At 56.8% G+C, this 25,215-nt stretch carries 19 protein-coding genes and 3 pseudogenes; 13 read left to right on the forward strand and 9 right to left on the reverse strand.

Annotation, left to right across the window (positions count from 1 at the left end; all coding sequences use genetic code 11):
• Positions 1-60: 60 nt before the first annotated feature.
• Entirely contained in the window at positions 61-1,212 is a 1,152-nt protein-coding gene (locus tag B1722_RS26180; RefSeq protein ID WP_041070818.1) for an MFS transporter, read from the reverse strand.
• Between the two features lie 372 nt (positions 1,213-1,584).
• On the opposite strand from B1722_RS26180, the gene B1722_RS26185 reads away from it, so the two are divergent.
• Positions 1,585-2,565, forward strand: coding sequence for a DeoR family transcriptional regulator (locus B1722_RS26185; RefSeq protein ID WP_041070820.1), 981 nt, complete (start codon positions 1,585-1,587; stop codon positions 2,563-2,565).
• Between the two features lie 166 nt (positions 2,566-2,731).
• On the opposite strand, the gene codA is transcribed toward B1722_RS26185, so the two are convergent.
• Together codA and codB are read right to left on the reverse strand one after the other, a co-directional pair.
• On the reverse strand, positions 2,732-3,979 hold the full coding sequence (gene codA, locus B1722_RS26190) for a cytosine deaminase (RefSeq protein ID WP_086794859.1): 1,248 nt from the start codon (positions 3,977-3,979) through the stop codon (positions 2,732-2,734).
• Positions 3,980-3,993: 14 nt separating this feature from the next.
• Positions 3,994-5,265 carry a cytosine permease gene (gene codB, locus B1722_RS26195; protein ID WP_086794860.1) on the reverse strand — a complete coding sequence of 424 codons (1,272 nt, stop codon included), beginning with the start codon at positions 5,263-5,265 and terminating at the stop codon, positions 3,994-3,996.
• 687 nt (positions 5,266-5,952) lie between these two features.
• Between codB and B1722_RS26200 the strand changes: the two genes are divergently transcribed.
• The 3 genes from B1722_RS26200 to B1722_RS26210 are packed head-to-tail and all read left to right on the forward strand — an operon-like array spanning position 5,953 to position 11,515.
• Positions 5,953-8,682 carry a DUF4135 domain-containing protein gene (locus B1722_RS26200; RefSeq protein ID WP_086794861.1) on the forward strand — a complete coding sequence of 910 codons (2,730 nt, stop codon included), beginning with the start codon at positions 5,953-5,955 and terminating at the stop codon, positions 8,680-8,682.
• Positions 8,679-10,352: an ABC transporter ATP-binding protein gene (locus B1722_RS26205; protein WP_086794862.1), complete on the forward strand. Its 1,674-nt coding sequence runs from the start codon at positions 8,679-8,681 to the stop codon at positions 10,350-10,352. Before B1722_RS26200 ends, B1722_RS26205 begins: the two co-directional genes overlap by 4 nt.
• Positions 10,353-10,354: 2 nt before the next feature.
• Positions 10,355-11,515, forward strand: a complete 1,161-nt coding sequence (locus tag B1722_RS26210; RefSeq protein WP_176393389.1) for an AAA family ATPase — start codon at positions 10,355-10,357, stop codon at positions 11,513-11,515.
• A gap of 165 nt (positions 11,516-11,680) precedes the next feature.
• Here the strand turns inward: B1722_RS26210 and B1722_RS26215 are convergent, their stop codons facing one another.
• The 3 genes from B1722_RS26215 to B1722_RS26225 form a co-directional block, all read right to left on the reverse strand.
• A complete protein-coding gene (locus B1722_RS26215; RefSeq protein WP_086794864.1) occupies positions 11,681-12,493 on the reverse strand; it encodes an alpha/beta fold hydrolase in 813 nt (270 codons plus the stop codon).
• A 211-nt stretch (positions 12,494-12,704) separates the two neighbouring features.
• Positions 12,705-13,061 carry a 6-carboxytetrahydropterin synthase QueD gene (gene queD / locus B1722_RS26220; protein WP_007915588.1) on the reverse strand — a complete coding sequence of 119 codons (357 nt, stop codon included), beginning with the start codon at positions 13,059-13,061 and terminating at the stop codon, positions 12,705-12,707.
• Between the two features lie 95 nt (positions 13,062-13,156).
• Positions 13,157-14,236: a hypothetical protein gene (locus B1722_RS26225; protein WP_086794865.1), complete on the reverse strand. Its 1,080-nt coding sequence runs from the start codon at positions 14,234-14,236 to the stop codon at positions 13,157-13,159.
• 217 nt (positions 14,237-14,453) lie between these two features.
• Between B1722_RS26225 and B1722_RS26230 the strand changes: the two genes are divergently transcribed.
• Genes B1722_RS26230 through B1722_RS26245 form a run of 4 tightly spaced genes read left to right on the forward strand, consistent with a single transcriptional unit; the run spans position 14,454 to position 17,055 of the window.
• Positions 14,454-14,762, forward strand: coding sequence for a PepSY domain-containing protein (locus tag B1722_RS26230; protein ID WP_041070839.1), 309 nt, complete (start codon positions 14,454-14,456; stop codon positions 14,760-14,762).
• Entirely contained in the window at positions 14,762-15,073 is a 312-nt protein-coding gene (locus B1722_RS26235; RefSeq protein ID WP_041070842.1) for a PepSY domain-containing protein, read from the forward strand. Before B1722_RS26230 ends, B1722_RS26235 begins: the two co-directional genes overlap by 1 nt.
• A gap of 3 nt (positions 15,074-15,076) precedes the next feature.
• The gene (locus B1722_RS26240; RefSeq protein WP_041070845.1) at positions 15,077-15,745 is read left to right on the forward strand and encodes a response regulator transcription factor; all 669 of its coding nucleotides are present in this window, start codon (positions 15,077-15,079) and stop codon (positions 15,743-15,745) included.
• Positions 15,742-17,055, forward strand: coding sequence for a sensor histidine kinase (locus tag B1722_RS26245; RefSeq protein ID WP_041070848.1), 1,314 nt, complete (start codon positions 15,742-15,744; stop codon positions 17,053-17,055). The genes B1722_RS26240 and B1722_RS26245 overlap by 4 nt, the downstream gene beginning before the upstream one ends.
• A 79-nt stretch (positions 17,056-17,134) precedes the next feature.
• Here B1722_RS26245 and B1722_RS30210 read toward each other — a convergent pair whose 3' ends face one another.
• Positions 17,135-17,890, reverse strand: coding sequence for a methyl-accepting chemotaxis protein (locus tag B1722_RS30210; protein WP_371262551.1), 756 nt, complete (start codon positions 17,888-17,890; stop codon positions 17,135-17,137).
• A 102-nt stretch (positions 17,891-17,992) separates the two neighbouring features.
• A pseudogene (locus tag B1722_RS30215) lies at positions 17,993-19,465 on the reverse strand (HAMP domain-containing protein); the annotation flags it as partial.
• 264 nt (positions 19,466-19,729) lie between these two features.
• On the opposite strand from B1722_RS30215, the gene B1722_RS26255 reads away from it, so the two are divergent.
• The 3 genes and pseudogenes from B1722_RS26255 to B1722_RS30225 form a co-directional block, all read left to right on the forward strand.
• The gene (locus B1722_RS26255) at positions 19,730-21,046 is read left to right on the forward strand and encodes a Na+/H+ antiporter family protein (protein ID WP_086794867.1); all 1,317 of its coding nucleotides are present in this window, start codon (positions 19,730-19,732) and stop codon (positions 21,044-21,046) included.
• A gap of 193 nt (positions 21,047-21,239) precedes the next feature.
• Positions 21,240-22,016 (forward strand): annotated as a pseudogene (locus B1722_RS30220) (cache domain-containing protein); the annotation flags it as partial.
• A 312-nt stretch (positions 22,017-22,328) separates the two neighbouring features.
• A pseudogene (locus tag B1722_RS30225) lies at positions 22,329-22,922 on the forward strand (methyl-accepting chemotaxis protein); the annotation flags it as partial.
• 119 nt (positions 22,923-23,041) lie between these two features.
• On the opposite strand, the gene B1722_RS26265 reads toward B1722_RS30225, so the two are convergent.
• Positions 23,042-23,977, reverse strand: coding sequence for a LysR family transcriptional regulator (locus tag B1722_RS26265; protein WP_086794868.1), 936 nt, complete (start codon positions 23,975-23,977; stop codon positions 23,042-23,044).
• A gap of 114 nt (positions 23,978-24,091) precedes the next feature.
• On the opposite strand from B1722_RS26265, the gene B1722_RS26270 reads away from it, so the two are divergent.
• On the forward strand, positions 24,092-24,577 hold the full coding sequence (locus B1722_RS26270) for a DMT family transporter (RefSeq protein ID WP_086794869.1): 486 nt from the start codon (positions 24,092-24,094) through the stop codon (positions 24,575-24,577).
• 4 nt (positions 24,578-24,581) lie between these two features.
• A complete protein-coding gene (locus tag B1722_RS26275; RefSeq protein WP_041070865.1) occupies positions 24,582-25,037 on the forward strand; it encodes a DMT family transporter in 456 nt (151 codons plus the stop codon).
• Positions 25,038-25,215: the final 178 nt, after the last annotated feature.

The raw sequence follows: 25,215 nt of genomic DNA on the forward strand, positions 1-25,215 counted from the left end.
ATTTTTTGGGGGCGCTCCGCAACCCGGCGGGAGCAAGCTCCCTCGCCACAATGATGGGGTTCAGACCTTGAGGACTTTGCCGCCGATGGCGACGGCCACCAACAGCAGCGCCATCAACCCGAAGGCAAAACTCAGACTGCTGGCATGCGCGACAAAGCCGATCACCGCCGGTCCCGCCAGAATCCCTGCGTAGCCCAGGGTAGTAATGGCTGGCACCGCGATGCTCTCCGGCATCACCGTCTGCTTGCCCACCGCCGTGTACAGCACGGGCACGATGTTCGAACAACCCGCACCCACCAGTGCGTAACCGACCAATGCCGCTTCCCAGCTCGGCGCGAATGTCGCCAGAAACAGACCTGCAGCTGCCAACAGACCACCAAACAGAATGATCCGCGTTGCACCGACAGTCCGCACGATCCGGTCACCCATCAAACGTCCGGCCGTCATGGTCAATGCAAACGCCGCATAACCCAATCCCGCGTACGCCGTGTCGATCCCGCGCTCCTGCGCAAGAAACACCGCACTCCAGTCCAGCGCCGCGCCTTCGGTGAGGAACACGATGAAGCACATGCCGCCGATGAACAACACAATGCCGTGGGGAATGGCGAAGGCAGGTCCCGAGCTTTCACTGCCGTACGGCAACATGTGCGGTACACACTTGAACAGCGCGCCGGCCAACACCGCTACCACTACCAGCATCGCTGCCAGCGGTGTCAGGCCGAGGCCGAGCAGGGCACTGACCCCCGCTGCACCGACAATCCCGCCGAGGCTGAACAGGCCATGAAAGCCCGACATCATGTGCTTGCCGCTGGCCCTTTCGACGATCACCGCTTGCAGGTTGACGGTCGAATCCACCGTGCCCAGACCGGCACCGAACATGAACAGCGTGGCGATCAGCGCCGGAATCGACGATACCGTCGCCAGCAACGGCAGCGCCGCGCAGATCAGCAGGGTGCCGCCGGTGGCGACTTTGCGGCAGCCGAAGCGCGTGGCGAGAATCCCCGCCAGCGGCATTGCGAGAATCGAGCCGACGCCGAGGCACAACAGCAGCAGGCCCAACGTGCCTTCGTCGAGCCCGGCGCGAGCCTTGGCGTATGGCACCAATGGCGCCCACGCGGCAATGCCCAGGCCGGCGATGAAGAAAGCGATGCGCGTCGACATCTGCTGCAGGCGTCCGGGGACGAAGGTGTCTTGGGGGTTGAGGCTGGTCATATCGATCCTTGGCAAAAAACGTCGCGTCCCCCGAATGACAGTCATCGCGCGGCGAGGTTCGATCGCAGGTCTCGGGGCGGGGCAGCCGACATCCTAACCTGTGGGAGCGAGCTTGCTCGCGAATGCGGTATATCAGCCAATGAATATGGCGACTGATACGCAGCCTTCGCGAGCAAGCTCGCTCCCACATTGGATGACCGGTGTTCACAATTGCCCGTTCTGTGCAGAACCCTGTGGGAGCGGGCTTGCCCGCGATTGCGGTGGTTCAGGCAATGAATATGGCCGCTGACAAACCGCTTTCGCGAGCAGGCTCACTCCTACAAGGGATCGCGGTTTACAGTGATGGCTTCGACAAGGTGAGAGAGATCGGTGATGACGCAGTTCTACGATGCGCGAGGCAATATTTACGGGGTGATTTCGCCGCAGGCACTTCGTGAGGCGGGGATCGATCTGCCGATGGGAGCCGCGCAGTGTGCGGTGTCGAGACCGGCGTGGAGTCAGGCAGCCATTGCGCTGTGCTGCGACTGGCCCGAGGGCCAGCGTCCGGCGGGGAGCAAGGCGCACCGCAGCGACGGTTTGCTGATCGGCCCGTTCCAGTCAGCGCCGCCGTTCGACGTGCTGATCGTCAACACCGACGGCACCTTGGCCGAGCGCAGTGGCAATGGCCTGACGATTTTTTCCCAGTCGTTGCTGGAGCAAGGGCTGATGCCGGCGCAAGGGGTGTCGCTGCGAGTGCATCACGACAAGGGTGATGCCGTGGAAACCTCGGTGAAACCGGCCGTAGTCGAAGGCGTGAACGGTTTCTGGCTGGACCTTGGTCAACCGGGCTTCGGGCCTTCAGCGGTGGGTGCGCAGCAGGTTGAACAGCGCGGGTTGAATGGTCATGAGGTGAGCCACGTAGCGCCATTGGCACAACTCGATTCCGCGTGGCAGCACAGTCAATTCGTGCGCATCGGCAATCCGCATTGCGTAACGTTGTTGACCGACATCGCCGAGTTGCCGAGCAACTCACAAATGCGCCAGTCGCCATGGGCCGAAGGCCTGACCCGAATCGCCTACGCGATGCCGACGGGCGCCGGCCAGCCATGCCCGGCGGGCGTCAATCTGCAATGGGCCGCGCTTGAGTCAGCGCAGCGCATCGTCGCCCGAGTGTTCGAGCGTGGTGAAGGACCGACGGCGTCTTCCGGTACCAGCGCCAGTGCAGTGGCCTGTGCCGCATGGGCGGTGGGTTGGGTGGCGAGTGGGGAGGTGCACGTCGTCATGCCGGGCGGGACGGCGCCGGTGTTGCTTGAAGAAGAGCGGGGCGAATTGATGCGGGTCAGGTTGTTTGGTACGGCTCGCTTGATCGGTTGAAGCGGCAATCGCCTTCGCTGGCAAGCCAGCTCCCACAGGGAAATGCATACCCATGCAGGATCGCGAGCATTCTGTAGGAGCTGCCGCAGGCTGCGATCTTTTGATCTTGTTTTTAGAATCAAAAACAAAGATCGCAGCCTGCGGCAGCTCCTACAGGAAATGGCGGTCAGTTAAGAGGGCTGCTGAACTCCACCACCGGCATCTGCCGCTTCATCAGCACCTTGCCGCCGCGAATCGAATACAGCGGCAGGCCCTGGCTACGGATCACTTCGTAATCGCTGTCCGCCGACAGAATCAGCAAGTTCGCCGGACGCCCCTGTTCCAGTCCGTATCGTTCGCCCAAGTGCATGGCCTTGGCGCTGTTGTCGGTGACCAGATCCAGCGCGTTCTGCAGGTTGCGATAGCCGAGCATATGGCAAATGTGCAACCCCGCCTCAAGCACGCGCAGGATGTTGCCGTTGCCCAGCGGGTACCACGGATCGACGATTGAATCCTGGCCAAAACACACGTTCATCCCGGCCTCCAGCAGCTCGTTGACCCGGGTCACGCCCCGACGTTTCGGGAAGTTGTCGAAGCGTCCCTGCAAGTGAATGCTTTCGGTCGGGCACGAGACGAAACTGATCCCGGAATGACCGAGCAAACGGAACAATTTCGCGCAGTAAGCGTTGTCGTAAGAGCCCATCGCCGTGGTGTGGCTGGCCGTGACCCGCGCGCCCATGTCGCGGCTGCGGGCCTCTTCGGCGAGTACCTCAAGAAAGCGCGAATGCGGGTCGTCGGTTTCGTCGCAATGCACATCGACCAGGCAACCGGTGCGTTCGGCCAGGTCCATCAGAAACTTCACCGAACTGACGCCCTGATCACGGGTGTACTCGAAATGCGGAATGCCGCCCACCACATCGGCGCCCATGCGAATCGCTTCTTCCATCAGCTCGCGACCGCTGCGGAACGACTCAATGCCTTCCTGTGGGAACGCGACGATTTGCAGATCGATCAGATGGCGGGTTTCTTCGCGGACTTCGAGCATCGCCTTCAGCGCGGTGAGCTGCGGGTCGGTGACGTCGACGTGGGTGCGCACGTGCTGAATGCCGTGAGCGGCCAAGGCTTGAAGGGTCTTCCTGGCGCGGGTTTTGGTGTCTTCTTCGGTGATGGTGACCTTGCGTTCGCCCCAGCACTCGATGCCCTCGAACAGCGTGCCGCTCATGTTCCAGCGCGGTTCGCCAGCAGTCAGCGTGGCGTCGAGGTGGATGTGCGGCTCGACGAAGGGCGGCACCACCAGATTGCCGCCGGCGTCGAGGTCGCCGGGGTTGAGGGTCGGGGCTTCGGTCTGGCGGCCGATGCTGCGGATCAGGCCGTCTTCCAGGTGCAATTCGTGCAAACCTTCCTGGTTGCGCAGTCGGGCGTTGATAATGTGCATCAGGCGAATCCTTCTTATAGGTCTGGTAGTGGCGCACTGGCGCGACGGGCGCCGAGCAGGCTGGTGACGATGACATACGTTAGCGCGGCGGCGGCAATCCCTACCAGCGGCGCGACCCAGGGCGAGTGGAACGCAGTGAGCGTGCCGACCGCGTAAGCCCCCAGTCCCGGCCAGTTGAACGCCGGCAGCCGTGCGTCGGCCAGACGCGGATAGCGCCCGCGCCAGCGGAAGAAAAAGTCGGCCATGATCACCCCGCCAATCGGTGGAATCACCGTGCCCAGCAGAATCAGGTACGGCACCAGCATGTCGTACATGCCCAGCAGCGCGAGCAGGGTGCCGATCACCGCGCCCGCCAGGGTCACGGTTTTGCGTCGGCCGGTGCGCAGCAGGTTGCAGCCGGCGACGGCAAAGTTGTAGATGGTGTTGTCCTGGGTGCTCCAGATATTCAGTAGCAGCATGGCCATTGCGGCCATGGCGAAACCTTGCAGCAGCAACACTTCAACCACGTCGGGCTGCTGATAGACGATCGCGCCGTAGGCACCGATCAGCACCATCAGGCCATTGCCGATGAAAAAACCGATCAGGCTCGCCAGCACGGCAACCCTTGCCGAGCGCGAGAAACGTGTCCAGTTGGTGGCCTGCGTCGCGCCGCTGACGAAGGTGCCGAACACCAGCGTGATCGCGGTCGACCAGTCCAGCGAACCCGTCGGCACCACGCTGAGCAAATCTTCGAGGCCACCGACTTTTACCGTCGCGACCCACATCGACAGCATCAGCAGCAACATCATCGCCGGCACCGCGATGTACGAGAGGATCTCCAGGCCGCGATAACCGACATACGCCGTGGCGCAGAACACCAGGCCGAACAGCACCATCAGGCCCAGCACCGTGCCTTGCTCCAGCGCGAAGTATTTGCCAATCACCACCGCGGCGGTTGCAGTGCCCCAGGCGTACCAGCCGATCTGGGTAAATCCCAGGATCAGGTCACTGAGTTTGCTGCCAACCTCACCAAAACAGAAACGCCCCATCAGCACCGAATTAAGCCCGCTCTTGAAGGCGATATAACCCAGCCCCGCCGCATACAGCCCGAGCAGCAGGTTACCGACGACGATCACCGCCATCATCTCGCCAAAACTGAAGGCCACGCCGAGCTTGCCGCCGGCAAACATGGTTGCGGTGAAAAATGTGAATCCCAGTAACACCATGGCGGTCGAGGCCAGGCCTTTTCGCGCATGCATCGGGACTTCGCTGAGGGGGTAGTCGTTGCCGGGATCGTTCTGCGTCATGGGGCGTTCCTTGCTGAAGAGGGGGGACGCGGGTTGGGTTGCAGTGGTCGTGCCAGGTTTGAGTAGCGTCCGTCCCAATGTTTGAAGATGTCTAAGTTATTGATTGTTGAGCATCTAAGTATTAGATCAGTAGGCATGTCGTTTTCTAACGAATTTATTGTTTGTGTGAAAATCTTCATATTTTGGATTAAATATGGATTGCTCCCATGGGCTTGCTGGAATAATCCTACACGATATTAGTCTTATTCCTGCCTCTAATTTATTGACCGTAAAGGCTTGATCCAATATATCTATAAGTGCAAGTGATTCACGATTTTTCAGAAAATTCTAATGGCGATACAAGGATGTGAGATGAATATTCGAAACGTTGATATTGAAACTATTAAAGATGTTATTCGGGCAGACGGCGTTATGATGAGCGCTGTCTTTGGGGAAAAGTACGTAGATCCACTTCTTATGCAAGTTGAGAACACTCCCCCGGGAATGGAACTGACTAGGCCAGTACATACGGGGGCAGCAACAAGTAATTGTACTCAATGTTTCGGTCGGTGTTGCTATGCTTCTTACTCTCCGAAATCAATAAAAAGTGGCACCTGTTATGGACTGGTATCCAGAGCCAGTGTAGTCGTTTTTAACTAGGTATGTGCCGCCTCAAGGCGGCCTTTCAATTGACATAAGGAAGTGTTAATGAGTGATTTGTCGATGGTTGATTCTATGGCGGCTTATTCTGGTTCACACAGGATTTTAGTGAATGAATTTTTAAGTAGCCTGTATGAGAGTAAGAGGTTTGATCTTGCTTGTCTGATTGATAGAAAGTTGGCTAATGCCTTTGCTATACACGTAGTAAATAAGGTGGAAAGCTATGTTCGCCAATCCATCGAGGCAGAGGTGTCACATGTTAACGAAAACCTTGGGGTCAGGATGACCTACGAGGATTTTTTAGCGCAGGATGAATTGTATCTCGAGTTTTTGAGGAAGTACGATTCGCTGAGGTACTTGCTGGATAAACTTTTTGTGGATGAACTAGAGAATTTCTCATTAGTGAAAGAGTGTTTTTTAGAGTCGCTTCCAGAATTGCTGCGTAGTGGTTTTTTGGATGGTCCTCATGAAGTGAGTGATGTGTTTTTGCTGGGAGACGAGAGTCACGATGGAAATAAAAACGTAGCACTTTTTTATGTTCAAGGATGCCCTGCTTTTGCCTTGAAGTTGCGTGATTTGGAGTTGGAAAAGAAAACAAGCGAGTTTCTTGGAGTTTTTTTCAATGAACAATGTGGTATTCGCGGCTGGGAGTTTCCAGAATACCTAACGGGGCAAGGTTTCGGGTGGGTGAAGTGGTGTGATCAGGCTCCTTTGAAAAGCAAGGCGGAGGTAGAGAATTACTATAGATTGGCAGGTTATTTGATTGCTGCGGCTGCGTCGTTAGGAATTACCGACCTCCATTATGAAAATATCGTAACTCATCATGGAAACCCCGTTCCGGTCGACTTGGAGGCAGTATTTCATCATGTCTATGTTGATGCGCCGCGTTTGGGAATACCTAGAACAGGGCTTGTGCCGAATGTTATTAAGTACACAGATGGACTTGCCGACACCGAGCACGCGGGCATAGGAAATATATTTCGGAAACAAGCTGTTAGAAAAGCATCATTAAACACGAATCCAAATGCGGTGGTGTTTAATGGTGAGGTACAGAATCCAATAGACTATATTGAAAATATCGTTGCAGGTTGTGTTGAGTGCTACAAGGTCATAATTTATGAATATAAGCGTTTTGTAGATTTTTTGAATCAAACATCTAATCTAACAAATAGAATAATCTTGAGAGATACCGCTAACTATTGCTTGGTGATTGAGGCTTCCTATCATCCTTGGTTTCTAAAAAATAACCAGGATAGAAGAAAATATATCGAGTCTTGCCTCGGATCAGTCGAAGATCATCGGGCCGACTCCGCTCTCTTAAAGGCGGAGGTTGAATCTTGCTTTTTTGGGGATGTTCCTAGATTTACTTCTTGTGCGAAAGATCTTGCTGTTTGGTCAACTCATGCGGCTGAAAGTATTAAGTTGATTAATTATGTAAGCGGATACGACAGTGTGAAGGATAATTTACATCGCATAGTGAATGAGGGGTTTGGCAACGAGATTCAATTTTTAAAGTGCGTATACCGAGAGGCGGAAAAAATAGTTGACTTGAACTGTAGGTTTAATCAAGTTCATGGTTTTGAGGAAGAAGATTCCAGTTTCTTGACTCTAAAAAAAATGCCTTCTGCAGTAAATGTAACTGCTAAACACATGATTGATACTCGGTCTCCTCCTTTAATATTTACAAGTAGGTGTGAAAGCTATCTCGAGTTAACTACCGTGGGGTTTGATTTGTTTGCAGGTTCGGGTGGGCTTGGTTATCTCGCTGCTATTGGGAGATTATTCGAATCAGAATCGGAGAATAAGGAATTTTTGTTTGCATATTTTGAAATGATTTTAGGTGGTGAGTTGCTATCGTCGTCTCCAATAGGTGGAGCGTATGTCGGTGGGTTAAGTTCTATAGCGCCAATTTTTATACATGGAAATCCCTCCTTTCTTTCAATTGCAACCGATAAAATTGTTGCGGCTTTTTATTCTGAAGAATATAAAAATCTAGGTTCGGGCTTGATCTATGGTCTTGCTGGAGCTTTGGTAGTCGCCAGCTGTTATTTTCAATTGTCAAAGAAGGAGGAGTGGCAAGATATTTCTAGATCACTATTCGAGGCGTTAGTCGCGAGATCTGAATTAGACGGTGAACAGATACTATTCCCTAGTAATATCTCAATGCATCCTAAAAAAATATTATGTGGGCTTTCGCATGGACAAGCAGGTATCGCTTATTCGATCGCTGTATATGCGATGGTTTTTGATATATCTGATGAAACGGTCCTTCCATTGATAAAAGGCGTAATTACGTCGGAAATCAACTGCTTTGATCCGCAACTTGGCAACTGGCCAGATTTAAGACATAAGCCTCGAAGCATAGAGCTTCAAAATGAGTTTGGATGGGCGCATGGAGGCGCGGGAATTATTTATGTGTTCGATTTTTTAAGAAGACATTTTAATATCGATCTACTTGACAGGTTTTTGCAGGAGCACAACTTTCGAGCGATGTTCGAGAAGAATTTAAAAGCTTCGGGCAGTAAAGAAAATTTCTCAGTTTCAAACGGAGCGTTGGGGGTGGAGTTAATTTATCAGCGACTATTCAAGAAAGCTTTGAACGTCGATTTAGAAAGTAAGTATTGGACGATTCAGGGGGCGTCTACTTTAGGGTGTGGTCTGATGAAAGGGTGTGCCGGAGAGCAACTGGCCCTGAATTCTTTAATGACAGGTGACCAATCTTTTCCTCTGTTGCCTCATGAGCTGTTTAAGCTGATTTTTCGGGAAGTATCCAAATGAATGTCAAAGGATTTGTTGATACTTATACGCTATTGAAGTTGTCCATGAAGTCAAAAGACGTAAGTCGTTTGGCCTTTTTAGTAGTTTTGATTTTCCTTACCGCGATAGGTTTTGGTCTCGTACCTTTATTTTTGCAGAGGATGCTTGCGGTTGCGTCAGGTAATCATGAGCAGTTTTTGATGTTTTTGAGTTTGGTAGTTGGCGTTGTTTTTATATCTCAGGTGTTTTCTCATTTGTCTGATGTAATGACTATGATGTTTATCCAGCGGGTGAATATAAATCTTGGCGAGATGTTCATTAAGAGATCTATTCGTTTGTCTGCATGTGAGAGCCTTATAAAAGGCCCGGCGCAGCTGGCGCAGGTCCTGCAATGTGCTTCGGCGAGTATGGATAACACAATTCGATCAATGCTGGTTAGTGTACTACCCTCTATCGTTCAAATACTCGTATCGTTAGTTGTGTTGGGTTTTTTTAAAGATTTTTTCGTAATGTTCATGATTTTTTTATATGTTTTTATGTATGCAATTCTTAGCTCTTCAATGATCGGGCGCTTGTCGGAGTTGTTCAAGGTTGTGATATTAAAAGAGATGGGAAGTTCAAAAGCCATTCATGGAATTGTTTCGAATATTGAGACGATACGTATATATTTGGCCGATGAATTTCTGTTGCGTTTTTTTCGTGAAGATCAAGAAGGTGTTTATCAGTCTTGGTTGGGTTTTTATAGGAAAAGTACTTGTCTAGAAGTTTTTAGGGTATGTATTTTTTCGCTTGTTTTTTTTGTTGTTCTTTATGAGTCTTCACTAAGGTTGCTTTCCGAAGAGATAAGTGTTGGTCATTTTGTAATGGTTGCAGCCTATATGTTTCAGGTGTGTCAGCCATACGATGCTCTTTTGAAAAGTATTGGTAGCATGATTGAATCACTCGGTGGCTTTGCACCCTTACTAAAACATCTCGACGCTTGTGAAGTTCGGCATGTTGGAAAAGGTAATCAGCTTGCGAATATTAGTCATCACCTGGAATTTTCTAATGTTCGCTTTTCTTACCCTGAGCGACCTACAGAAAAGGTGCTGCACGACTTGTCAATCCGATTTATTCCAGGTGAAGTAGTTGCGATCACCGGTCCATCTGGTGTGGGTAAGTCGACAATTGTCAAGTTGCTGATGCGGCTCTATACACCCTCTTCTGGTTTAATCAAATATGGTGGTGTTGCGATAGAAGATTTGTCTGATCAAGACTTCTATTCTAGGTTTTCTTTCGTATCCCAAGAGGTTGGTTTATTCAACGGGTCGTTAAGATTTAATCTAAGAATCGCTGATCAAAATGCACCAGATGAAAGATTAGAAGCAGTTTTAAAACTTGCTGACCTTGATGGATTCCTAAAAGGCTTGCCATCCGGGCTGGATACGGAAATTGGAGACAGGGGGTTAATGTTGTCGGGAGGCGAGCGTCAACGTCTTGCCTTGGCAAGAAGTTTTTTGCGAGACCATAAGGTCGTCGTTTTTGACGAGAGCACGGCATTCCTTGATGAGGTTGCTGAGCGAACAGTGATCTCAAATATCAAAAAATATAATGCGTCTAATATTGTGATCATTGTTGCTCATCGAGAGTCGATATTAAAGTTGGCTGATCGAGTGGTCTCGTTTAATGGCGAATTTTGTGAGGAGCTTTAATTGTGAGAATATTGTCTGTTTCAATTAAAGGGTACCGTTCTGTTGATGATGTGTTTTTGAATCTTGATGGTTTGAATATTTTTCATGGTGCAAATGGAGTTGGGAAAACTAATTTATATAATGCACTCAAGCTCGTGCATGCTGCTGCAACGGGAGAGTTTTCGAGGTTTATCGTTCGGGAGGGTGGCATGCAGTCGATCCTTTCGGAGAGTTCAAAGCGCAATGCCGAGCGTTCAAAAATTATTTTTGAAGTGCGTTTCTCGATTTTTTCAGATGATGATGGCTATTACAGTTACGGAATCACAGCGGGACTTGTGCCGCAAAAAACCGCTTTTGGAGAAAAGATTGTATTGGGCGATGGTTTTGAGTTTGAACCTCAAATCAAAACCGAAAAACTTATTTTTCATAATGGACGGAAAAGTCATACTCTGATGTTCCGAGAAAATGGTTTCTTGAAGGTGATGGATCGAGAAATGGCCGTTCTCGACATGTCGAATGCTATTCGACTATTCCCCTCTGCGACGGCATTAAGCTCTCTCACGGATGCAGAGCGTTTTCCAGAGGTGTTACGTATCAAACATGAAATTATGGGGTGGCGTTTTTATCACGGTTTCAGGACTGATATTGAGTCGCCCATTCGCAAGCCTTGCTACGCAGTTAGTGACACCGTACTTCATTCGTCTGGAGCAAATCTCGCTGCGGTTCTGGCGACGCAGAAATATATAGTTCAAGATCTCGATGTTGTTGAAGAGTTGATTGCGGATACATTCGGAGGGGCGATTTTGGAGATTTCCAGGCCGGAACGTACCGTTTCTTTTGGACTTCGCTTTCCTCAAAGTAATCGCACGAGCAATGCGTGGGAACTGTCTGATGGTACTTTGCAATATATTTGCCTAGCTGTTGCGCTGACATCCAGTTCTTTGCCTCCATTCATTGTTTTGAATGAGCCTGACAACAGTTTGCATCCCGATATGCTCAGGTCGTTGGCTGGTTTGATTAGTTCTGCCAGCAAGCGATCGCAGATTTGGGTTGTTACTCATTCACCCATATTGAAAGATATTCTTGAAAAGTCAGGGTCGTCTAAATCTCGGCATGTCATTAAACGGGGGCTTCATACATGGATTGAAGGGTTGGCTCTAAATGGTGAAGTTAATGCTTTTTGACACAATCGAAAGCTGGGATTTGGATTCGCACATGCGCAGGGATAGGCATGAAATTGGTGCGTTGATGGTGCATCTTGGAACACTGTTTTTTCGGCATTTAGCGACTCTATATGAGTGGTTTTGACTTTGTGCACTTGCGCCATTCCGGGACGCGGACGCCGCGCGTCAAAGAAATCGCAGCAATGCGGCAACGATCGCTTCCGGGGCATCTTCCTGGATCAGGTGGCCGGCGTTGGCGATGGAGTGAAATAGCGCGCCAGGAATCATCTGGTGCAACGCCCGACCCCGCTCGATGGGAATCCACTGATCGGCTTCACCCCAGAGAATCTGCACCGGGCAGCGGATGCTCGGGTACAGCGGTTCGGCCTCGCGGGTGTAGCGCTCGTCCATTTGCGCGATCTGCCGATAGAACGCCGCTTGCCCGGGATCGCCGAGCCACGGTTGCACGTAGGGCGCGAGCTCCTCGTCGGGGATGTCGCGGTGAATCGCCCCGCGAATGTAGGTCGGGACGATAGCGCGCTGGATGTAGTCCGGCAGGCCGCTGAACGCCGTTTCATGCTGGCGCACATGCTGCACGAACGGCGAACCCCATGGCGTCAGCGCCACCGGATCGATCAGCGTCAGGCTGCGGTAGTCCTTGCCATCGAGCAAATGCGTGCGTAACGCGGTGGCGCCGCCGAAGTCGTGGGCGACCACGTCCGGGTGCTGGATGTTCCAGTGATCGAGCAACTGCGCGAGCAGTTGATTCTGCACGCCGAGGGAAACATCGGCATCCGGTTGTGCGGAGCGCCCGTAACCCAGCAGGTCAAAATAATGCACCCGGTGACTGGCAAAGAAATGCGGCGCGATGCGGTGCCACACATACGATGAAAACGGCGTGCCATGCACGAACACCAGCGGCGGGCCGTCACCGCGCACGGCGTGGCGCACCGGATGCCCATTGAAATCGAAGACCTGATCCAGCAGCCAGTCCGTCATCGACCTGTCCTCTTGGCGGGGTTGAGCCAAAAAGCATAGGCATAAAAAAACAGCCGTGAAGGCTGTTTATTCATTAACTGACACGCCGCCTATCCCTGTGGGAGCGAGCCTGCTCGCGAAGACATGGTGTCAGTCAACATTGGTGTGACTGGCAGAGCGCATTCGCGAGCAAGCCCGCTCCCACAGGTTTTTCGGTGATCTCTGGATCAGGTCATTCACCGCGATAGATGCAACCGCTGGTGCAGGTCTCGTGAATGCGGATCGCGCTGAGTTCCGGCAGCAGGGGCTTCATTTCATTCCAGATGAATTTGGCCAGCACTTCGCTGGTCGGGTTTTCCAGGCCAGGAATGTCGTTCAGGTAGTTGTGATCCAGACGCTCGTACAGCGGCTTGAAGATCGCCTTGATCTCGGAGAAATCGCGGATCCAGCCCGTGTGCGGATCGAGGTCGCCGCTCAGGTGAAGCGCCACCTTGAACGAGTGACCGTGCAGGCGTCCGCACTTGTGGCCGTCCGGGACGTGCGGCAGGCGGTGGGCGGATTCGAAAGTAAACTCTTTGAAGATTTCCACAGTGATTTCGGCTCTGTTCAGGTGGCGTTCGCCGCAGCGATTCGGGCAGGCGGCGAGTTTACCAGCTTGTGTTTGGCGATGCGGGAAAACACTGACTAAAGGGTCAGCAAGCGCTCGGCGAGGCGACCGTTGGCCGCCAGTTCGAGAAACTCGTCGCCCAGGCGGCGGCTTTCGTCCATCGCCGCGTGCCAGTATTTCTGCCGGCTCGGCGCATCGCCCATGAAGCGCTTGAAGTCGTTACGATCCGGCAGTTTGCCGTAGGGCAGGCGCGCCAGATATTCCTTCGACGGCGCCAGCAACAGCACGTCCTGCAAGCGCTCCACCGAGGCGCGGCGCCACGGCAGGGTCTTGTCGAACCAGCCCGGGATCACCCGGTCGGTGAAGTGCGGATAAAGCACGATGCCGTCGCCGCTGTAGGGCAGGTCGAGGTGATAGTCGAGCAGCCCGCCGTCACGGAACGTGCCGGCACCGGCACCCGGCAGGTCACGCACGCCCTCCATGACCATCGGAATCGACCCCGAGGCCAGCAGCGCCTGACGCAGATTGCCCGTATTGAGCGCGACAAAGCGCGACGGAAAGTCATTCAATGCATTGACCGGTGGGGCGAGGCGCGGGTCGTGAACGATCAGGCGTTCGAAGTGCCGCGACAGCCGTGCGCGACCGCGCAGGTTATCGGCAATCACTGAGCCCAGCGCCAGGCCGAGGCGACCGCGATGATCGTCGGCCAGGCGTCCGTGGCTTTTCACGACCATGATGTTCAGGCGGTAATCGGCGTTGTCGAGGATGCTGGCGTCGCGGCCGTCGAGCAGGTCATTGAGCATGCGCTGCGAGCTCGCGCTGATCTCGGCCATGGTCACGCCTTTGTTGAAATTCTGCTCGGCGTACAACTGGCCGAGGCGGCGAATGCCTTCGGCAGCGTCCGGCAGGCAAGCACTGGCGAAGCGCCAGGAACCGACCGAGGCACCGATCAGCGAGCGCTCACGCGGCGCGCTCGGCAGCCATTCGCCGAACAACGCCAGATCCAGCCCCTGAATCCCCAGCGCCTTCGGCCCGCCGGCCGCACCGGGCAGGGTGCCGACGTCGGCGGCGTTCAGGCCTTGGGCACGAATGCGCGCCATGGCCCGAGGGCCGGCCTTGAGGGTGAGGGCGGGGAACTTGATGTGAATGGCAGTCATACCGGTCTCGATCGTTAGCAAGCGAACAATTATAAGCACATGTTACCGATCTCTGTAGGAGCTGCCGCAGGCTGCGATCTTTTGATTTTTAAAGGCAAGATCAAAAGATCGCAGCCTGCGGCAGCTCCTACAGGGGCAATGATGGCAATTCAGTTTCAGTTAAGTTGATCCCGCTAAGGTGCCCACCGTAGCTGCACATAAAAATACGGAGACATCCATGAAAACCCTGACTGCCCTGTCCATTGCCGCGATCATCGGCCTGACCGCCAGCCTCGCCCATGCCCGCGATCTTGGCCCCGACGAAGCCCTGCGCCTGCGCGACGCTGGTACTATCGTCTCCTTCGAGAAGCTCAACGCCACGGCGCTGACCAGACATCCGGGGTCGACCATCACCGATACCGAGCTGGAAGAGCAGTACGGCAAGTACGTCTACCAGGTCGAAATGCGTGATCCACAAGGGCTGGAATGGGATCTGGAATTAGACGCGGTGACTGGGCAGGTTCTCAAGGATCATCAGGATACGTAATGAAGGTTAATGTTCGCGCCACCAGCCGCACGGCGTTGGCGCTTGTGATTGTTTGCTCGGCGGCGATGGCCCGCGATCTCGATCAGGACGAAGCGCTGCGGCTGCGGCAGCAGGGGGTGATCCTGCCGCTGGAGCAAGTGCTGCAACAGGCACTGGATCGCTACCCCGGCGCGAAACTGCTGGAAGTCGAGCTGGAGGAAAAGCACGACGTCTACGTGTATGAAGTCGAGCTGCTGACCGTCGAGGGCGTGGCGCGCGAGCTGCACCTGAAGGCCGATACTGGCGAATTAGTTAAAGACAAGGAAGATTGACCGATGCGTTTGCTTCTGGTGGAAGACCACGTGCCGCTGGCCGACGAGCTGATCGCCGGCCTGCAGCGCCAAGGCTACGCGGTGGACTGGCTGGCGGACGGACGCGATGCGGTGTATCAGGGCAGCAGCGAGCCGTATGACCTGATCATTCTCGACCTCGGCCTGCCCGGTGTTCCGGGGCTGGAGGTGCTGGCGCAATGGCGCGCCGGTGGCCTGTCGACCCCGGTGCTGATCCTCACCGCCCGCGATTCCTGGGCCGAGCGCATCGAAGGCCTGAAGGCCGGCGCCGATGATTACCTGACCAAACCGTTTCACCCTGAAGAGCTGCACCTGCGGGTGCAGTCGTTGCTGCGCCGCTCCAAGGGCCAGGCCAACCAGCCGACGCTCAAGGCCGCCGGCCTGCATCTGGACGAAGGTCGCCAGTGCGTGATTCGTGACGGCAGCGAGATTCAGCTGACCGCCGCCGAATTCCGCCTGCTGCGTTATTTCATGCTGCACCCGGAACAGATCCTGTCGAAAACCCACCTCGCCGAGCACCTCTACGACGGCGAGACCGAGCGTGACTCCAACGTCCTCGAAGTCCACGTCAACCACCTGCGGCGAAAGCTCGGCAAATCGGTGATCGAAACCCGGCGGGGCCAGGGTTACCTGTTCGGCGGGCAGGCTTCGTGAGGTCGATCCAGCGCCGCTTGAGCCTGGGGTTGATCAGCGTGATGGTGATCGTCGGCCTGGTGTTGGCGCAAACCAGCCTGTGGTTGTTCGAAGTCGGGTTGCAGCGTTATCTTGAGGCCGGCCTGCGCAACGACAGCGAAAGCCTGCTGGTCGCGCTGGTGCGTGGCCCGCAAGGTTTGCAACTGGATGAGCGGCACCTGTCGCCAGCCTATCAGCGACCGTTTTCCGGGCATTACTTCCGCATCGATTTTGCCGACAGCCACTGGCGCTCGCGTTCGCTGTGGGATCAGGACTTGCCGCTGCTTGACCATCCTGGCCTGCACAGCAACCTGCAACTGGGCCCGGACGGTCAGCAGTTGCTGGTGTTGCGTTCGGATTATCGGCGTTTGGGGCAGTCGATCTCGATCAGCGTCGCCCAGGATTACACCCCGGTGCGCGAGAGTTTCCAGCGCATGCGCCAGATCGGCCTCGGTCTGGGCCTTGCCGGCTTGCTGCTGATTCTGCTGCTGCAACGGTTGACGGTACGTCGCGCGTTGAAGCCGCTGGAACGGGCGCGCGAGCAGATCGCCCAGTTGCAGCAGGGCCAGCGCTCGCAACTGGACGATCAGGTGCCGGTCGAGCTCGAGCCGCTGGTGGCGCAGATCAACCATCTGCTGGCGCACACCGAAGACAGCCTCAAGCGCTCGCGCAATGCGCTGGGCAATCTGGGACATGCGCTGAAGACGCCGTTGGCGGTGCTTTTGAGTCTTGCGTCGAGCGAAAAACTCGATGCCCATCCGGAGCTGCGCAAGATCCTCAAGGAGCAACTGGAGCAAGTGCAGCAGCGGCTCAATCGTGAACTCAATCGCGCGCGTTTATCCGGTGATGCACTGCCCGGCGCACTGTTTGATTGTGAGGCGGAACTGCCGGGGCTGCTGGCGACGTTGAACATGATCCACGGCGAGCATCTGGCGTTGAGCTACGTCGCGCCGCCGGGGCTGCAATTGCCATGGGATCGCGAGGACTTGCTGGAGCTGCTCGGCAACCTGTTGGACAACGCCTGCAAATGGGCGGATGCCGAGGTGCGGCTGAGCGTGATCGAACGAACGGACGGCTTCGCCCTGAGCGTTGAAGATGACGGGCCGGGGATTCCTGAGGAGCAACGCACTCAGGTGTTCAGCCGTGGCACGCGGCTCGACGAGCAGACTGACGGACATGGCCTGGGGCTGGGGATTGTGCGGGATATCGTCGAGACGTGGGGCGGAGTGCTGGTGTTGGGCGAGAGTGAGTGGGGCGGTTTGAAGGTGGTGATCGAGTTGCCCAAACGCTGATCTCCCCAACACCATAAATCCGCTGTGGGAGCGAGCTTGCTCGCTCCCACATTGAAGTCCAGTTGGATTCAAGTCCGAGTCAGACCCGGAACTGATCCATCAGGCTCTGCTGTTGATTCGCCAGGCTGTTCAGCGACTGGCTCACCCGCGCCGACTCATTGGCTTGTCCGGACAGCGATTCGGTCACGTCGCGAATGGTCGCGACGTTGTTGTTGATCTCCTCGGCCACCGCGCTCTGTTCTTCCGCCGCGCTGGCGATCTGCAGGTTCATGTCGCTGATCACCGTCACCGCATCGCCGATCTGGCGCAGTGCGGTCACCGCTTGCCCGACCTGTTCGACACTGCCCTGAGCCTGGCGATGGCTGTTGCCCATCGAACCGACCACGTCCTGGGTACCGGTCTGCAATTGCTCGATGACCTGACGGGTTTCTTCCACCGACTCCTGCGTGCGGCGGGCGAGGTTGCGCACTTCGTCGGCGACCACGGCGAAGCCGCGTCCGGCTTCACCGGCACGCGCCGCTTCGATTGCCGCGTTGAGCGCCAGCAGGTTGGTCTGTTCGGCGATGGCGCGGATGGTTTCCAGCACCGTACCGATCTTCTCGCTATTGGCCGCCAGCCCTTCGACCTGAACCATCGCCGCGCTCATGTCGGCGGCCAGGGTGTCGATGCTCGCGGTGGTGCGGTCGATCACGGTCAGGCCCTGACGGGTGGCGCGGTCGGCGTCTTTGGCCGCTTCGGCGGCTTGCGCAGCACTGCGCGCAACATCCTGCGCGGTGGCGCTCATTTCGTGGGACGCGGTGGCGACCTGATCGACCTGGCGGTATTGCTGCTCCATGCCGGCGCTGGTCTGAGTCGCGATGGCCGAGGACTGGTCGGCGGTGTTGCGCGCGTCCTGCACCGAGCGTTTCACTTCGGCGATGATCGGTTGCAACTTGTCGAGGAACTTGTTGAACCAGCCGGCCAATTGGCCGAGTTCATCTTTCTTGTCGTAGGCCAGACGGCGGGTCAGATCGCCTTCGCCACTGGCAATGTCTTCGAGCATATTGGCCACGCCGAGGATCGGTTTGGTCACGCTGCGCGCCATCAGCCACACCAGCAACAGGCCGATCAGTGCCGCCAGCACGCCGAGGCTCAGTTCGATCAGGGTGCCCGAGTTGTTGCTCGCATCCAGTTGCTGCTTGAGCGCTTCGGCGCGGCTGACCAGCACCTTTTCCGGCACATCGAGCAACACGCCCCACGCCGGGCCGCCGGGGATCGGCTGGAACGGCGACAGCACTTTCAACTGGCCGTTGCTGTGCAGGCTGCTGACGCTGCTGCTGGCGCCGAGTTGACGCAGCAGTTCGGCGCCGCTGACGGTGTCCACGGCATCCAGACGTTTGCTCAGCTTGCTGGCGTCCGGGCTGTAACCGGCGAGCAGGCCGGTGGGGCTGATGATGCTCACGGCGGTCTGGCCGTCGTAGAGTTTTTTGCTCGCGCCCTGACTGATCGCCTGCAGGCTGTTGAGATTGATGTCCACCGACAGCGAGGCGATGACTTTGCCGTTGACCATCAGCGGAAAGACGATGCTGGTCATCAGCACGTTCTGGCCGTCGATCACATAAAAGTACGGTTCGATCACGCAGGGTTTGAGCGTAGTGCGCGGGCAGGTGAACCAGGCATTGGCCGCCTGACCGCTGGGGCCTGTGCTGGTGTCGGTCATGTCGCTTTCCGGCAGGGCCATCGAGGTGACTTTGCCCGGAGTCGGCTGCGACCAGTACAGGGCGAAGCGGCCCTTGTCGTTGCTGCCCAGCTCGGCCTGACCGGCGAACAGTTCATCCTTGCCATCCAAGGCGTTGGCTTCGAACACCAGTGACAGACCGAGCAGGTCCGGGTTGGCCTGCAGTGCGGACTTGACCTGACGGGTCATGTCTTCGCGCAGGTCGAAGGCGTCGAGGAAGCGCTTCTCGGCCTGTTCACGCAAAAACAGCACCTGCCGCGAGAAGCCGTGGCCATATTGGTAGGCATCCATGAACTGCTGGCGAATCCCGGCAGCCTGCACCTCACCCTGCGACTCAATGCGCGCCTGGGCCGACTCGGTCAGCATCTCCATGCTCGAAGCCTTCACCAGCTCGGAGCTGTGCTCCATGCGGTACAGCGAAAGACCCACCAGCAGGGTCACGATGCCCGCCAGGCACAGGCCGGCGAGCAGGGTGATTTTCCATTGAATGGAAAGTTGTCTGAGCGACATGGAGACGTCCTTATTCGATAAATATCTGAGACTTTGCACTGTAACGGCCGCGTTTCGGCTTTCTTTATTGTTCAAGCGCAATATGACCGATTGCCGCAGCCGAGTGACATTTAGACCCCTGTGGCGAGGGAGCTTGCTCCCGCTGGGGTGCGTAGCGCCCCCAAACCCCTTTAATGCGTTCATTCAGGCATAACGCGTCTACCGGGTTTGCGACTGCTGCGCAGCCGAGCGGGGGCAAGCTCCCTCGCCACAGGGATCTCCTGCATCACAGGGTTGTGCATTGCCAGTTACATTTCAGTTCAGCCGCTCGCTTTGACACCATCGCCGCTCTGCGGCACAGTGCGCGCCCTTCTAATAAGACCCTCTTTGCCAATCCGCCGGTTAACCGTTGGCGGACTCATCCTGTCTGGCGGTGATATTTCATCGCAGTGTTTTTGAGGTAGTGAAATGAATGCAGTGATTGCTGCGGTCGGCATCATGCTGATCCTCAGCCTGTCCCGTGTGCACGTGGTGATCGCCCTGATCGTCGGTGCGCTGGTCGGTGGCCTGACCGGTGGTGTGGGCATCGACGCCACGCTCAAGGCGTTCAACAGCGGTCTGGGCGGCGGCGCAACCGTGGCCTTGTCCTACGCGTTGCTGGGCGCGTTCGCCGTGGCGATTGCCAAGTCCGGCCTGGCCCATGCGCTGGCCGACAAGGCGCTGGCGATGGTCGATCGGCAACACGCGACCGGGGGCGGCAGCGTCAAATGGCTGCTGATCGGCCTGCTCTGGGTGGTGGCGATTGCCTCGCAGAACATTCTGCCGATCCACATTGCGTTCATTCCGCTGCTGGTGCCGCCACTGTTATATGTGTTGACCAAGCTGCAGCTTGATCGCCGGTTGATCGCCTGCGTCATGACCTTTGGCCTGATCACTCCGTACATGTTCCTGCCGGTGGGCTTCGGCAACATCTTCCTCAATGAAATCCTGCTGGCCAATGTCGCGCGCAGCGGCGTCGACATCAGTGGCATCAACGTCACCCACGCCATGGGCATTCCGGCGCTGGGCATGCTGTTCGGCCTGGCCATGGCGTTTATCAGCTACCGCAAGAAGCGCGTCTATGATCTGCAGAAAATCGAGCAGGTCGAGCAAGTGGCCGTGCAGTACAACCCGCTGAGCCTGATGATCGCCGGTGTGGCGATTGCGGCGGCGTTCATTGTGCAACTGCTGTTGGACTCGATGATTATCGGGGCGCTGGTCGGTTTCCTGATCTTCTCGGTGTCCGGCATCGTCAAGTGGCGTGAGACCGATGACCTGTTCACCGAAGGCATGAAGATGATGGCGATGATCGGTTTCATCATGATTGCCGCGTCCGGGTTCGCCGAAGTGATGAAGGCCACCGGGCAGGTGCAGACCCTGGTCGAATCGTCGGCCTCGTGGATCAATCACAGCAAGGGCATCGGCGCGCTGTTGATGTTGCTGGTGGGGCTGCTGGTGACCATGGGCATCGGTTCGTCGTTCTCCACGGTGCCGATTCTGGCGGCGATTTTCGTGCCGCTGTGCGTGCAACTGGGTTTCAGTCCGCTGGCGATCGTCTGCATCGTTGGCACCGCCGGGGCCTTGGGGGACGCCGGTTCGCCCGCTTCGGACTCGACGCTGGGCCCGACCTCCGGCCTGAACATCGACGGCCAGCATCACCACATCTGGGACACCGTGGTCCCGACCTTCCTGCATTACAACCTGCCGCTGCTGGCGTTCGGTTGGGTGGCGGCGATGGTCCTCTGACACCCTGAAAACTGTGGGAGCTGGCTTGCCAGCGATGGCGTCGGCACATTCAATATTTATGTGGCTGACACACCGCCATCGCGGGCAAGCCCGCTCCCACAGGGAGATACAGTGTCTGCAGACTCAACTTTTGCTATTGCGTGCCGTTAACGCCTTTAACCACGCCAATAAAACCAAAAGAGTGAGCCCCCCAATGCGCTTGAGTCTCAAGGCCAAAGTCCTGTCCCTTGCCGTCCTGCCGGTGCTGCTCTTTGCGCTGGTCATCAGCCTGACCACGCTGTTCATCCTCCAGCAGCAGGCGCACACCGAGGTCGAGCAGACCCGCGAACGCCTGCTCGCCGACGCCAAGGCCACGCTGCAAAGTTACGTCGCCGTGGCGATGACCACGATCAAACCGCTGTACGACGCGGCCGCCCCCGGTGATAACGCGGCGCGGGCGCAGGCGATCAAGCTGTTGTCGGGCATCCGCTACGGCAAGGACGGCTACTTCTTCGGCTACGACTCCGAGACCGTGCGCCTGTTCAAGGCCAACGACCCCGAAGGCGTGGGCAAAAGCTTCAAGGACAACCGCGATCCGAATGGCGTCTACGTCAACCTCGGCCTGGTGAAAGTAGCGAAGGACGGCACCCACTATCTGCAATACAGCTCGCCACTGCCGGGCAATGCCAACGTGCTGGTGCCGAAACTCGGCTACACCGAATACCTGGCGAAGTGGGACATGGCGGTGGGCACGTCGGTCAACCTCGACGGCATCGAGGCGCAAGTGGCGGTGGTCGAGGCGCAAGTGCAGGAGCGTATGCAAGGCGTGATCCTCAGCATCGTCGGCGTGGCCGTGCTGGTGCTGCTGGTGATCGCCGCAGCGGGCATGCTGTTGGCCAACACCATTTTGCGACCGCTGAACCTGATGAAAGCCAACCTCGACGACATCGCCGCAGGCGAGGGCGATCTGACCCGCCGGCTGAACATCAGCAGCCAGGATGAGCTCGGCGAACTGGCCGGCTCGTTCAACCGCTTCGTCGACAAGATCCACGGCCTGGTGCGACAGATCACCGAGATGACTACGCAACTGACCGGCCTGGTGACCCAGGTATCGGATCAGGCCCAGCGTTCCGATCAGGCCATGGAGCGTCAGCGCCACGAGACCGATCAGGTCGCCACGGCGATCAACGAGATGTCCGCCGCTGCCCAGGAAGTCGCCAAGAGCGCGCAGAACGCCGCGGTCGCCGCGCAGCAGACTGATGAAGAAGGGCAGAGCGCCAAACGCGTGGTGGCCGGCAGCATCAAGCAGATTCATGCGCTGGTGGATGATATTCGCAGCAGCGGCGTGTCGCTCGACAGCCTGCAGCAGGACGTGTCGTCGATTGTCGGCGTGCTCGGAGTGATCCGCTCGATTGCCGAACAGACCAACCTGCTGGCGCTGAACGCGGCGATTGAAGCGGCGCGGGCCGGGGAGGCCGGGCGTGGCTTTGCGGTGGTGGCGGACGAAGTACGGGCACTGGCCAGCCGCACGCAGATCAGCACCCAGGAAATTCAGGGCATGATCGATCGTTTGCAGGCGGGCACGCAGTCGGCGGTCGAGGCGATGCGCCGCTCCAGCGAGGCGGGCGATGGCACCTCGGCGCAAGCCAATCAGGCCGGTGCGTCGCTCGATGCGATGGCCGAGCTGATTGCGACCATCAATTCGATGAACGCGCAGATCGCCAGTGCGGCGGAAGAGCAGACGGCGGTGGCCGAAGAGATCAACCGCAGCGTGCATCAGATCGCCGTGGCGGTGGACAGCGTGGCGGATGAGACCCAGTTGGGCGCGCAGACTTCGCGCAGTCTGGCGGAGCTGGGGCAGCGGTTGGGCAAGCTGGTGGGCCAGTTCCGAATTTAATATTTTAGACAAACCGTGTAGGAGCTGCCGAAGGCTGCGATCTTTTGATCTTGCGTTAAAAGATCAAAGTCAAAAGATCGCAGCCTTCGGCAGCTCCTACACGGGGGGCGGTGTAAGGCTCAGGGTCTGTCCCAGTAGGGGACTTCGCCGAAACATTCGATGAAGAAGTCGATCACCGTACGCACCTTCACCGACAGTCGCCGGCTACCCGGCCACAGCACCGCAATCTGCTGCGGCTCCAGACTGTTGGACACCTGATACTCGCGCAACACCGGCACCAGCGTGCCTTCACGCACCGCTTCACCAATCAGCCACGACGGAAACATCACCAGCCCCAGGCCTTGTTCGGCGGCCTGGGTGAGGGTGTCGGCGTGGTTGCCAGTGATCGGGCCTTTGACCGAGTAAGGCGTCCAGTCGCCCTGACCTTGACGAAAGAACCAGCGCTGCTGACCGGTTGCGCCTTTGTAGGCCAGGCACTGGTGCTGCGCGAGATCTTCCGGGTGTTGCGGGATGCCGTGGCGCTGCAGATAGGTCGGGCTGGCGGCGACCTGAAAACTGTGCGGTGCCAGAATCCGCGCCTGCATGCTTGAATCGTGCAGCGGGCCGATGCGAAACAGCAGGTCGGCACCTTCCTGCAGCGGGTCGACGTAATGGTCGGTCTGCTGGATGTCGAGTTGCAGCTTCGGATAGCGCGCGCACAATTTTCCCAGCCATGGCGTCAGGTGACGCTGGCCGAACACCACCGGCGCATTGATGCGCACCAGCCCGGTGGGTTCGCTTTGCTGCTCCTGCAGCGCCTGTTCGGCTTCTTCCAGTTGCACCAGCACCAGCCGCGCATGGTGGCCGAGCATACGCCCGGCCTCGGTCGGCGTCACGGCACGGGTGTGGCGGTAGAGCAATTGCTGGTTCAGCGCCTGCTCCATCAACTGGATCTGCCGCGAGATCGAAGAGGGCGCCACGCCCTCGCGACGGGCGACTTCAGAGAAACTGCCGTGGTCGAGTACCGCCACAAACAGCCTCAACGTCTTGAACCCCAGTTCGTTTAGCCCGTGCATGAATCTGTCCTGTTGTGCGAGTTGCGCAAAAGTGTTGTCTGGATGCTCCCATTTATCGCACAGCGGCGCCAGCCGATAATCCGCACCATCGTTTACTTGCATGGGAATTTGAATATGCAAACGCTGGATGAAGTAAGTGGGGTGGCACCGGCTACCCGGTCGGGGCTGCGCTTGTTGTTATTGCCGCTGGTCATTCTGGCCGGCATGGGCCTGTCGGTGGAAGCCGGATTGCTTGGGCCATTGGGTGAGCAAGTCGGGCATCTGTGGGCGACCTTGAGCATCTTCGGCGTGGGTTCGGCGATTCTGTTTTTGCTGCTGTTGTTCGCAGGGCCGCAAAAGGGCCCGGCGCTGACCGAGCTGCCGCGCTGGCAGTTGATCGGAGGATTTCTGGGGCCGATGTACGTGGTGGTGCTGACCCTGGCGACGCCGCATATCGGGATTGCGATGACGATGATCGCGATTCTCTCGGGGCAGGTCGGCAAGAGTGTACTGATCGACCATTTCGGCTGGTTCGGCGCGACGCGCAAGAAGGTCAATGCCGAGCGCTGGCTGGCGTTGGTGTTGATTGTGGTGGCATTGATTCTGATTGCGCGAGGTTGAAGAGATGAGTCTGGTTATTTTGTTGGCAGTGGTGGTGTTGGCTGGCGCGGTGTTGAGTGTGCAGGCGGCGATCAATGGACGCCTGGGTGAAACGGTCGGAGTATTGCGCAGTAGTCTGCTGACGTTTGTCGTGGGGGCTGTGACCACCGGATTGTTGATTCTGTTCTTTGAGCCGGCGCAGGCGGTCAGCCTCTTGGACGTGCCGAAGTGGCAGCTCACCGGGGCGCTGTTTGGTGTGGTTTACATGATGGTCATGGTCGGTGCTGTGCCTGTCGTGGGCACGGCGGTGGCGACTGTTGCGGTGATCGTCGGGCAACTGGGGATGGGGATGTTGATCGATAATTTTGGCTGGCTGGGTAATCCGGCGATCGAGCTTTCGTCTTCTCGGGTGTTGGCGATGGTGTGTCTTGGGTTGGCTTTGGTTTTTATGTATCGGAGTAGTGTTCGGGGTTCAGATTGAGTTTTGGGTGTATATCCGTTTTTTTGGTGAAGGCTGGTTAGGGTTCCGCCCTTACGGCGGGTCACTTTTTCCAGACGCCGAAAAAGTAACCAAAAAGGCTTTACGGTATGACTCACCCACATAGGTAACAAACCAGTTCAAGCACATAGGTAACAGTTTTTAACTGGCACGGGTCGAT

The organism is Pseudomonas sp. SCPG-7 (assembly GCF_002156405.1).
Lineage (GTDB): Bacteria > Pseudomonadota > Gammaproteobacteria > Pseudomonadales > Pseudomonadaceae > Aquipseudomonas > Aquipseudomonas parakoreensis.